Here is an 11725-nt window from a genome sequence, read left to right on the forward strand (position 1 = left end):
AAAAGTACTGCAGAGCAAGCTTTACATGTTCCGAATGTATCTGTAACGACTTACAGTGATCCTTCCAGAGCCTGGGAGTTTATGTATTTTAAAGGAGGAGACCCCAAAGCACTTACATTTTTTGGTGCTGTAGATTCCTATAAATCGGCTTTTATAAATCCATATACAGGCAAAATAACTGGTATAATTGATTATGAAAAGGAATTTTTTGTGATCGTGAAATACTTGCATTGGAGTTTGTTACTTAATACGCAGTATGGGCAGCCAATCGTAGGATATAGTACACTTATATTTGTGATATTACTGATCACCGGAATGATTTTATGGTGGCCTAAAAACCTTAAAAAGGCCAATTTTAATAAGAGTTTTAAAATTAACTGGAAGGCTAAATTTAAACGCCTGAACTATGATCTTCATAATGTACCTGGATTTTATGCTATGCTGATTACGCTGCTATTAGCACTAACCGGGATGGTTTGGGCAATGAGTTGGTTTCAAACCGCAGTATATGTGGTTGCGTCCAGATCCGTAACACCTCCAAAACAGATCAGCTTTGCTTCAGACTCTACAACAGCAGTTTTAAAGAACCCAATTGATATTGCTTTTGGTGTTGCAAAGCAAGAATTCCCAGATGCAAGGCGTATTTTTTTGTATGTACCTGATCGGGGAGCTCCAAAGTCGGCTACGATTAGTGTCAACGGATACAGGGGTAAAGAAGATTATTATGATACGGACGTTCTGCACTTAGATCAGTTTACTGGTAAATTACTTGGACGTGAAAATTTTAAAGATAAGAACAGCGGTGAGAAACTTATCCGGATGAATTATGACATTCATGTTGGTGTGGTACTAGGCTTACCTGGTAAAATACTGGCTTTTATGGGTAGTTTTATAGCCGCAAGCTTACCAGTTACCGGATTTATGATTTGGCTTGGACGTAAAAAGAAGAAAAAATCGAACTCCATATCCTCTTAAACTCCTTCCCTTTAATTGCTTTTTTATTGAGCATCTGGTGCTCTCCAGAGTGTGGATAACAATGATTGTGTGGATAACAAATAAAAACATTTCCAAGATCTAGTCGTTCTATTGGGTAAACGAGTAAAATATGGATCCATTTACGATTTGTCTTCATGGGGTTAGATTGACGGTATATCCACAGGAGGACGGTGTTTACAGGGTTTTCAGAGGTTCAAACAAACTGGCAGACCTATATCATGATGATAGCAATTCAAGTATTCTTTGGGAAACAAGAGATTGGGTAGATCAAAATTATGTAGATGAGATTGGAAAAGAAATTGAAGAACATGAGCATGTTGGCTCTTAATTGATTGCTTTATGGGTAATAAGGGTGTATATTATTCCGGAACCAGCGGTTTATTACTTCCTGTTCCTAACAAAGAATTTTTTCCAGAAGCTTTTAAAACCAAAAGCCGTCTGTGTTATTATGGATCTCTGTATAATAGTATTGAGATTAATAGCTCATTTTATAAGGTACCAATGGCTTCTACAGTGGCAAGATGGGCTACTGAGGTTCCGGATGATTTTAAATTTACATTTAAGTTGTGGCGGGAAATTACGCATAGTAAATCATTAAATCCCAATTTGGAAGCTGTTGATGATTTTATGATGAGGATTTCAGCGGTAGGCAATAAAAAAGGGTGCTTGCTGGTGCAATTTCCAGGCAGCATACGACCGGTACATTTACCATTTGTAGAGCGGCTACTGGACAGGATCAGGTGGGTTGATCCCAACGTTGAATGGAGAGTTGCTGTTGAGTTTCGGCATCAGAGCTGGTACCAGCAGGATACCTTTGACCTGATGGATCGGTATGGAATGGCACTTGTTTTACATGATAAACTCTCAGAAGGAGGGGAGGTTATTGAGAACCAGACTGATTTTGTTTATGTACGTTTTCATGGTCCCAGTGGAGATTATAAGGGAAGTTACGAGGAGGCATTTCTTTATGAATATGCCTCTTATATCAAAGAATGGCTGGAAGAAGGGAAGCAGGTATATACTTACTTTAATAATACTATAGGCAACGCTATTAAAAATATGGAAAGTTTAAGGAGTTTTCTGTAATTCAGTTGTTTTTTTGGGTTAAATTATGTCAAAATAAATAGTAATCTGTTTCTTTTTAATTAGATGAGGTGCTAAAATTTCTATCTTTATACCGGAAAGAAACCCTCCATGCGCTATTTATTTTTTTGTCTATTCATTTTCGCCTCTCTGCCTGTTTTTTCCATTCCGGAAATTGTTGATATCAGCCGTCAACCCTATGAGAACATTGGTAAAAAGTTAAGTTATCTGGAAGATGTTTCCGGGAGGTTGGGTGTGCAGGAGGCTGTGGCACTGGACAGTTTGGGAAAGTTTCATTCTTCAGATAGAGATATCCTTAATTTGGGAAATACAAAGTCTGCTTTTTGGATTAAACTCCGTTACATCCCGGAGGCAAATAATCGTTCTTATTTGATTGTCGATATTCCAAATATTGAGCAGATAGACTGTTTTTTGTTGAAGGAAAATGGTCAATTCCTGAAAATGCACGCTGGAAGTCTTTCTGTGCCAGAAAGGAGCATCAAGATAATGACCAATTACAGGTTTTTATTACCGGACAATTCTGCAGAACAGGTTTTTACAGTTTACCTTCGTGTGCGTTCCAACAATATTATGCTGATGCCAATTAAATTGACTACGAGCGATAAACTTGCTATGGGGACGTCTAAATTACTGTTGGAGAGTATTTATATTGGCGTAATTTTTAGTTTGTTCCTGTTTAATGTCTTTTTGTTCTTTAGCCTTGGAGATAAAACTTATCTATATTATAGTCTTTATGTTTTTTCCCTTTTCTTTTACGTTGTTCTTTATTTAAAGGGGTACAGTTATCTGTTTGGTGATCAGTTCAGAATCGCGCTTAATACTTATCCACATATTTTTCATTCTTTTTCTGCAATTACAGCTGTCCTTTTTTCGAGAAAGTTCCTGAATTTGAAGTCAACTGCGTCTTCCTGGATAAGATGGTATAACGTTGTTTTTGCATTCTGTGTCGTTGAATTTTTGATCAGTATATTGGGGTTCAAATCTTTGGGCGCATCCTATGCGCAAGTACTTGGAGTTGTGAATACGATTATGCTGATGGCAGCCGGGATTATGCTTTGGTTCAAAGGATATAAATCTGCTAAATATTATGTAGGTGCATGGGCATTAATGTCATTGACGATTATCGCTTTCACTTTTAGTCTTGCAGGAATATTCAGTACCCGTGATTTTACATTTAACCTGCTGCCAATAGGTTCTACTGTGGAACTTCTTCTTCTGGCCTTTGCATTGGGAGACCGCTACCGTGATCTGATCAGAAGTGAACGGAAAACTAAGGACGAAAATCTTAGGATTGTAAGGATGCATAATGAAGAACTGGAGAGGGTGGTTGCTGAAAGAACGGTACAACTTCATCAGAGTATTGATAAATTAGAGGCTTCCAATGCGGTGAAAAACAAACTCTTCTCTATTGTTGCTCATGATCTGAGAAGTCCTTTTAATAGTTTGGTGAGTATCTTTACATTAAACGACATGGATATGCTTAGTTTTGATGAACTCAAACAGTTGCTGAATGCCAGCCGTAAAAATATTGATGTGATCCATCATACTCTTGATAATCTGTTATATTGGGCCAGAAATCAGATGGATTCCTCTGGAAGCTTTTTTTCTGTTTTTGATCTTAACCGCGCCGCAGATACATTACTGCATGTTTATCAGCCCCTTGCTCTAAATAAATCTATAGTGCTGAAAATGGAGGCAGCAGAAATACCTGAAGTTTATGCAGACCGAAACCAGGTGTTGCTTATTTTACGCAATCTGATAGATAACGCCATTAAATTTACTCGGCCCGGAGGTTGTATCCGGATTGAATTGAAAAGAGAAGGGAATGAGGTTAGGGTTAGTGTAAGTAACCCTGCGGTTGATCCTGAAAGATTAAACCTGGATACACTGCGTTGGCCAAACATTCAGGCAAGCACACCAGGAACGGCAAATGAAAGGGGAGTCGGTTTAGGTTTGCAGCTTTGTCATGAATTCGCGAAAGCCAACGGAAGAAAACTGGATGTGCGGTTGACCGGCGAAAATATTGAGTTTTACTTTTTTCTTAAAATAGCAGATTAATACTATGATATAAAAAAAAGAGGGCATATTATGATATACCCTCTTTACATCTTTTTTAAGACCTATTTCAATTTAGCTAATGCTTTTCCAATTCGTGAAACAGCGTCTCTTAACTTATCTTCAGCTGCTGCATAAGAAATACGGATACAATCGTCATTCCCAAAGGCTTCACCGGTAACAGTAGAAACATGTGCTTCATTCAGCAGATATAAAGAAAGGTCTTCTGCGTTATTGATCGTTTGTCCATCGGCACTTTTTCCAAAAAAAGATTTTACTTCAGGGAAGAAATAAAATGCACCATCAGGAAGATTAACGTTCAATCCGGGAATTTCTTTAAGCAAATTGTAAACAATATCCCTGCGTTTTTTAAACTCGGCAACCATTTCATGAACAGTATCGAGCCCATCCTGATAAGCTTTTAAAGCCGCGCGCTGTGCGATGGAACAGGTACCTGAAGTAATCTGGCCCTGCATTTTATCTACCGCGTTTGCGATTTCTTTATTTGCAGCTATGTAACCGACTCTCCAGCCTGTCATTGCATAAGATTTAGAGAAACCATTGATCACGACAACACGATCTTTGATAGAATCAAAAGATGCGATAGAAGCATGCTCGCCTACAAAGTTAATGTGCTCATATATCTCATCTGACAGAATATAGATGTTTGGATGCTTTTCAAATACAGCAACTAAACCAGCCAGTTCCTCTTTGCTGTAAACCGAACCTGTAGGGTTACAAGGAGAAGAGAACATGAAGAGTTTTGTTTTTGGCGTGATGGCTGCTTCCAGTTGCTCCGGGGTGATTTTAAAGTTCTGCTCAACGGTTGCGTTGATGAAAACAGTTTCACCTTCGGCAAGTTTGATCATCTCTGAATAAGATACCCAGTAAGGTGTTGGCACAATAACCTCTTGTCCTGGGTCAACCAGGCACATTACTGCATTTGCCAGGGATTGTTTTGCACCCGTAGAGACAACAATCTGGTCAAAACTATAAGTTAGTCCATTTTCCTTCAGTAACTTCTCTGCAATCGCCTTTCGTAATTCCGGATACCCCGATACCGGAGTATAATAAGAATAATTTTCGTCGATAGCTTTTTTAGCCGCTTCCTTAACGTGTTCTGGCGTAAAAAAATCTGGTTCACCAAAGCTCAGGTTGATTACATCTATCCCTTTTGCGGATAGTTCTCTACCGAGTTTTGCCATTTTGATGGTCTGCGATTCTGAGAGGTTGTTGATTCTCTTGGATAAAAATGTCATAATAGTTTGTGCGAAAGCAAAATATAATTTTGTGAGAAAGCAAATATAGAAACCTGGCGGAATTTTAAACTAAAAAAAATACTTTTTAATATATTTTAACTCTTAAACCGTATTTTTGGATGCTAATTACTGAAGTTTGCATCCTAAGAAAAAAGCTATCCTTGTTGCCCTATGCGTTAGCGTAGTGCTTATGCTCGCAAAATTTGCGGCTTATTTTATCACCAATTCCAATGCTATACTTACGGACGCTGCAGAAAGCATTGTGAATGTAATGGCCAGCAGTTTCGCATTTTACAGTATTTACCTGGCTACCTTACCTAAAGATGAAAACCATCCTTACGGACATGGCAAGGTAGAGTTCTTTTCGGCCTTTGTAGAAGGGGTACTGATTGGACTGGCAGGGATCATTATTATTTTCAAATCTGCTCATGACCTAGTCTTTCCAACGGAGATCAAACAATTATTTGAGGGTGCGTTGATTATAGGTGCAACAGGCATTGTAAATTTGCTGGCTGGTTATTTTTTAATCAAGACTGGGAAAAAACATCATTCTTTAACGCTGGAAGCAGATGGAAAGCATTTAATGGTAGATGCTATAACCAGTGCGGGACTGGTGGTCGGGGTGATCTTAATCAAAACTACCGAAATTTACTGGCTGGATGGTGTAATCTCTATCCTGCTGGGAATTTTTATTGTATACAATGGTTATAAACTGACCAGGAAATCTGTTGGTGGCTTGATGGACGAGAGTAATATTGAGCTGGTTAAAAACATTGTAGAGGTGTTGCAAGATAACCGTGAAGAACCATGGATTGACGTACATAATCTTCGTGCACAACAATATGGCGCAGATATCCATATTGATTGTCATTTCACTTTCCCATATTATTTTGATCTGAACAGAGTTCATAAAGAGATTTCTGCTATCGATAAATTGGTCAATGGCAGTGGAGAGCGAAGTACAGAATTGTTTATTCATGCAGATCCTTGTTTGCCTGAATGCTGCCATTATTGTAAGATGAAAGAATGCCCGGTGAGACAGCAGGATTATGCAGGTGAGATTAAGTGGACAATAGAGAATGCAACCAAGAACAAAAAACACTTTGACCAGAAATGAGCTATTTTAATGTAAGAGTATATGGTTTACTGATTGATCCGGATAAAGGTCTGCTGATCAGCGATGAGTATTCAGAGCGCAAGAGTTTCAGTAAGTTTCCCGGTGGCGGACTTGAATTGGGGGAAGGCTTAAAGGATGCGCTGAAACGTGAGTTTATGGAAGAATGCAATGTGGAGATTGAGGTGCTGGAACATTTCTATACCACTGATTTTTATGAACAGTCTTCCTTTAACGACAGCCAGATCTTAAGCATTTATTATTTTGTCAAATCTTTGAATCCGCTTGAAATGGCCTTTAAAACAGAGGCTTTTGATTTTGCAGAAAACAGCACACAGTCCTTTCGATGGATCAAACTGAAGGATCTGAAAGTTGAAGATGTAACTTTTAAAACAGATCGTACGGTAGTTGAAATGCTGTTAAAACAGATGGATCTTTAGACTGCTACTATCCGGTCTGGTGTAATGGCATAGAAACGATCTCCTTCTTCCGGTTTTATAGATTTTAGTCCGGTGAAGACGCTAAATGCCGGTAATATAGCACTGTATCTGCCAAAATAAAAGCAAGGAAAACGCAAACGTTGTTTTGCCTTTCCGTATAGTGTTACGCCAGGATGAATATGACCTGTCAGATTATAGTATTCATCCGCTTCAGCCGGTTGGTCGTGTATAAACCGAAATGGATAACAGAGATGTTCCTTTTGATGAACTTCTATTTCCAGGGCCCTATAATCTTCGTTTTTCAAGGCATCGTGATTACCTTTAATGAGTACGACTTTTAAGTCACTGATCTTTTTTCTCCAGTCCATAAAGGCATTTGCATCGCTATTGATGTTGTTGTGGAACATATCGCCGGTAATTAATAATGTTTCAGGATGATAGGTCCTCATTAGCAAGGTTAAGCGCTGAAGATCGGTATGTGTGACGGCATCGGGTACCTGTATGCCAGATTTTCTAAAATGGGCGGATTTGCCAATGTGAAGGTCGCTAACGATCAGCATTTTTCTTGAGGGCCAGTAAATTGCCCGTTCTTTATCTAATATCAGCTGTTCTTCTTTACATATAATGTTCATCTTTTTTTGATATTTCTTTTTTCTTCTTCAGCAGTCATTCTTTCAATTCTCTGGCTCAGTTCTTCTGTGCTCATATTGTCCCTCAGACTGTCTACTTTGATGGGAAAACAGAGAGGGGTATACCTGTCTGTTTTTATTAAAATAATTGTACTTAATTGTATGCGATGTAATGCTGCAGCCAGTCTGGGTTCTTCAATTTGCTGATAAAATGCTTCATCATAAGCCTGGCGTAATAATAAATTATGTTTATCATAATCGCTGAACACGTTAAAAAAAAGTGCCGCGGAGGATTGCAAATGTTTATTAGCAACATATTTACCCGGATAGCCTTGGAATACTAGGCCGGAAATGCAGGCAATGTCTCTGAATTTTCGGCGTGCCATTTCTGTAGCATTAATGCTGGCTATAATATCGGCTGCAAGATTTGCAGGGCTGAACAGTTCTTTGATGTGCTTTTCATCCAGTGGGATGGGCTGCTCACTTAAGAGTTCAAAACCATAGTCGTTCATGGCAATGGAAAAGGTGATGGGTTGTTTCCTGCTCAACCTGTAAGCAATGAGGGAAGCCATAATTTCATGCACCTGCCTGCCCTCGAAGGGATAGGCAAATAGATGGAATCCATCTCTGGTTTGAATAAGTTCAATTAGAAATTCATCACTTTTGGGCACATGGGAAACTTTTGCCTGCCGTTCAAATAAGGGGAAAATGAAGTCAAGTTCTTCATCCTGATGAGTCTTATCTAATGTTTCATTGTACTTTTTACGAAGTGTGGAACCGAGATTGGCACTTAAAGACATACGTCCGCCCATCCAGCTTGGGCTCATAGCATGTTTTAATTTACTCTTTCTAACCAATACCATCATGTCCTTAATCATCATAAACTCCAATACCCTGCCGGCCAGCGTGAAGTTACTACCAGGTTTCATTTTAGCAACAAAAGACTCTTCGACCATGCCCACATAACCGCCGCTGAGGTATTTTACTTTGAGCATGGCATCACTTACAATAGTACCGATATGAAGTCGGTGGCGCATAGCAATTTGACGGCTTTCCACTTTCCATAAGCCATCTTCAGCCTTGCTTACCTTACTAAATTCGGTATAAGCGGTAAGGCTCTCGCCTCCGGTGGTGATAAACTGCATGATCCAATTCCATTCCTGAGGTAGCAGTTCTTTGAAAGCATGAGTTTGTTTAACTTCAAAAAAGATCTGTTCATCGTCAAAGCCATCTCCAACTGCCAGTGTAACCAGGTATTGGATGAGGGTGTCAAATGCCATAATAATGGGCTCCCGGCTCTCTATATTATTGGTTCTTGCAGCTTCTTTAATGGCGGCAGCTTCTACAAGTTCCAGGGCATGTGTCGGGAGAAAATAGATTCTGGAGATTTCATGAGGAGCGTGTCCGCTGCGTCCTGCGCGTTGAAGGAAGCGCGCAACCCCCTTTGGAGAACCAATTTGAACAACAGTGTCAACCGGCTTGAAATCTACACCCAGATCGAGGGAAGAGGTGCAAACAACCGCTTTAAGAATACCAGAATGCAATGCATCCTCAATCCAGTTCCGGAGTTCATAGTCGATAGAACCATGATGAATAGCAATCTGACCAGCCAGATTTTCGTCCTGTGCAAGTAAGGCCTGATACCATAGTTCGGCCTGACCACGCGTATTGGTGAAGATCAGTGTTGTTTTGCTTTTGTGGATTACCGGAAGAAGTTTATAAGCCAGCTTAAGGCCCAGGTGGCCTGCCCACGGTAGCATGTCTATATGATCCGGAAGGATAGATTTAATAACAATTTTCTTTTCCAGATTTGCCTTTACAATCGTTTTTAAAAGTTCCTGATCGGGTGCCAATACTTCCATGGCCTGTTCCAGATTACCTATGGTGGCTGAAATGCCCCAAACCCTGAGCAATCTTTCGGGATGTTTTTTCCGAAGCAAGCCTTTGATCCTTGAAATGGCTAACTCCACCATAATACCCCGCTTGCTTCCCAGCAATTCATGCCATTCATCTGCAACAATACATTCCAGCTGATCGAAATAATTGAAAGTGCTTTTTTGAGCCAATAGCAGGTGGATGCTTTCTGGTGTAATAATCAGCACCTCTGGCATTTGTTTCTTTTGTTTCAGTTTTTCATTTTGAGGAGTGTCTCCATTGCGGATTCCAACATGCCATCCCAGATCTAGTTCCTGACAAACTTCATTCATGGCTCTGGCCAGATCTTTAGCAAGAGATCGGAGCGGGGTAATCCAAAGCAATCTTAATCCATCCGCCGATTTTTTTGTTTTCTTTGATGAAACTGGTTTTCGGTCTTCGCTCTTGTTGAGTTGATCTATAACAACTCCAAGGAAGATAGAAAAGGTTTTTCCAAATCCAGTAGGTGCATTGATCAGACCACTGTAGCCTTCTGCATAGTACTGCCAGGCATCAGTTTGAAACTGGAAAGGTTTTCTTTTTTTGCTTTTCAGCCAGCTGATCACTTGTCTATAACCTTTACTCTTGTTCAGTTCCATGAATCGAGGTATTTAAGGTGGAGAGCAAAAGCTGTTTTAAATCATCCAGGGTGTTGATCTCGTCTGCTTTTTTGTCTTTTCTCCATCTGGCTATTCTTGGAAAACGAAGGGCAAGACCCGCTTTATGTCTTTTACTTTCAGCAATCCCCTCAAAGGCAATTTCAAAAACGAGTTCAGGTTTTACAGTGCGAACGGGTCCGAATTTTTCAATCGCATTTTTTTTTACAAAGGCATCCACTTCTTTTATTTCCTTATCCGTTAAACCAGAATAAGCCTTTGCGATGGTGATGAGCTGATCACCTTGCCTAACTGCAAAAGTATAATCAGTAAAGAAATTAGCCCTGCGGCCACTACCTTTTTGTGCGTAAATCATTACGGTATCTACTGTGTAAGGGTTAATTTTCCATTTCCACCAATCTCCTCTTTTACGGCCGGAATGGTATAAAGAGTCTGCTTTTTTAAGCATAAGCCCCTCACTGTTCAGGTCTCTTGAGCCCTCTCTTATTTTTGCAAGCTGCTGCCAGTTATCAAATTTAACAATTGGTGATAAAAGAACTATATTTTTAGTCTGTAAATTATAAATGACCTTTTCCAGCTGTTTCCGGCGTAGGCTAAGTACATCAGACCGTTTATCTTCTCCTTTATATTCCAGCAGATCGTAAGTAAAGAAACCTATTGGAGCTTCATTTAACTGGGTTTTATTAATGGTTTTGCGGTTCAGTCTTTGTTGCAAGATGCTAAAAGCCTGTACTTTCCCTTCTTTTACAGACAAAATTTCGCCGTCAAGTACGGTACCATCTTCAAGTTCCTCCTTTAGAAAATGAAGTTCAGGAAATTGCTCTGTAACCAGTTCTTCACCCCTGGACCAGATAAACAATTCTCCGTTCCTTTTTACAATTTGCCCTCGTATTCCATCCCATTTCCATTCTGCCTGCCATTCTTCAGGGGTACCCAGACTTTCAGTCTCAACTTCCAAAGCATAAGCCAGACAGAAGGGGTACGGCCAGGAATTATCAGTATTGACATGAGCGCCTCCAATAAGGTCCTGATAGGTAATTTTGGAAGGATCCCATTTTCCCATAATGCTGTGCATGATCTTATTAGCTGCTGTACCACTCTGTTTGGCTAGTGCATTTACCAGCATTTTGCCGGATACTCCAATTCTGAAATTTCCAGATATAAGTTTATTGAAAATGAAACGTTCCTGAGTATCCAGGCTGTCCCATGCTGATAAGATAAAGGTCTTTTTAAAGGGGTCGTCCTTTCCTTGTAAAGAAGCCAGATCACTGATCCATTCCTGAAGCTTACGGTTAACCAGATGTGTCGGTGAGGGGAGGATAAGTGAAATGGTTTCACTCAGGTCGCCAACATTGTGGTAACTTTCAGAAAACAGCCAATCGGGAATGCCGCTTTTTTCTATAGCCCATTGTTTGAGTAACGCGGTACCGACCGGTCTCTTTGGTCTTTTACCGGTAAACATGGCTATAACATAAGGTTTGTCAACATCATCCGCTTCATTGAAATAGTTCACCAATGCTGCTATTTTATCATTGGTTTTATTGCTCATCTCCAGTTGCTGGATCAATTGAGAAAATCTTTTCACAGTACCTCCTCC

General features: G+C 39.9%; 10 protein-coding genes. 6 read left to right on the forward strand and 4 right to left on the reverse strand.

What is annotated here, in order from left to right; genetic code table 11:
- The 4 genes from VNZ46_RS06965 to VNZ46_RS06980 form a co-directional block, all read left to right on the forward strand.
- On the forward strand, window positions 1-975 hold a 975-nt coding region (locus VNZ46_RS06965), incomplete at its 5' end, for a PepSY-associated TM helix domain-containing protein (RefSeq protein WP_325559364.1).
- 130 nt (window positions 976-1105) lie between these two features.
- Window positions 1106-1324 carry a hypothetical protein gene (locus VNZ46_RS06970; RefSeq protein ID WP_133782637.1) on the forward strand — a complete coding sequence of 73 codons (219 nt, stop codon included), beginning with the start codon at window positions 1106-1108 and terminating at the stop codon, window positions 1322-1324.
- Between the two features lie 11 nt (window positions 1325-1335).
- Entirely contained in the window at window positions 1336-2082 is a 747-nt protein-coding gene (locus VNZ46_RS06975) for a DUF72 domain-containing protein (protein WP_325559365.1), read from the forward strand.
- A gap of 108 nt (window positions 2083-2190) precedes the next feature.
- Window positions 2191-4158, forward strand: a complete 1968-nt coding sequence (locus VNZ46_RS06980; protein WP_325559366.1) for a sensor histidine kinase — start codon at window positions 2191-2193, stop codon at window positions 4156-4158.
- A 62-nt stretch (window positions 4159-4220) separates the two neighbouring features.
- Here the strand turns inward: VNZ46_RS06980 and VNZ46_RS06985 are convergent, their stop codons facing one another.
- The gene (locus VNZ46_RS06985) at window positions 4221-5414 is read right to left on the reverse strand and encodes a pyridoxal phosphate-dependent aminotransferase (protein WP_199082975.1); all 1194 of its coding nucleotides are present in this window, start codon (window positions 5412-5414) and stop codon (window positions 4221-4223) included.
- 136 nt (window positions 5415-5550) lie between these two features.
- On the opposite strand from VNZ46_RS06985, the gene VNZ46_RS06990 reads away from it, so the two are divergent.
- Both VNZ46_RS06990 and VNZ46_RS06995 read left to right on the forward strand, forming a co-directional pair.
- Window positions 5551-6531, forward strand: a complete 981-nt coding sequence (locus tag VNZ46_RS06990) for a cation diffusion facilitator family transporter (RefSeq protein WP_325559367.1) — start codon at window positions 5551-5553, stop codon at window positions 6529-6531.
- Window positions 6528-6968: an NUDIX domain-containing protein gene (locus VNZ46_RS06995; protein ID WP_325559368.1), complete on the forward strand. Its 441-nt coding sequence runs from the start codon at window positions 6528-6530 to the stop codon at window positions 6966-6968. The genes VNZ46_RS06990 and VNZ46_RS06995 overlap by 4 nt, the downstream gene beginning before the upstream one ends.
- On the opposite strand, the gene pdeM is transcribed toward VNZ46_RS06995, so the two are convergent.
- From pdeM to VNZ46_RS07010, 3 genes are all read right to left on the reverse strand, one after another.
- Window positions 6965-7600: a ligase-associated DNA damage response endonuclease PdeM gene (gene pdeM / locus VNZ46_RS07000; RefSeq protein ID WP_325559369.1), complete on the reverse strand. Its 636-nt coding sequence runs from the start codon at window positions 7598-7600 to the stop codon at window positions 6965-6967. The two genes, VNZ46_RS06995 and pdeM, sit on opposite strands and share 4 nt — an antisense overlap.
- Window positions 7597-10110: a ligase-associated DNA damage response DEXH box helicase gene (locus VNZ46_RS07005; RefSeq protein ID WP_325559370.1), complete on the reverse strand. Its 2514-nt coding sequence runs from the start codon at window positions 10108-10110 to the stop codon at window positions 7597-7599. Before VNZ46_RS07005 ends, pdeM begins: the two co-directional genes overlap by 4 nt.
- The coding region (locus VNZ46_RS07010) for an ATP-dependent DNA ligase (protein WP_325559371.1) at window positions 10091-11725 on the reverse strand (1635 nt) is incomplete at its 5' end. The genes VNZ46_RS07005 and VNZ46_RS07010, both read right to left, overlap by 20 nt.

Source organism: Pedobacter sp. (assembly GCF_035566355.1).
In the GTDB taxonomy this organism is placed as follows: Bacteria; Bacteroidota; Bacteroidia; order Sphingobacteriales; family Sphingobacteriaceae; genus Pedobacter.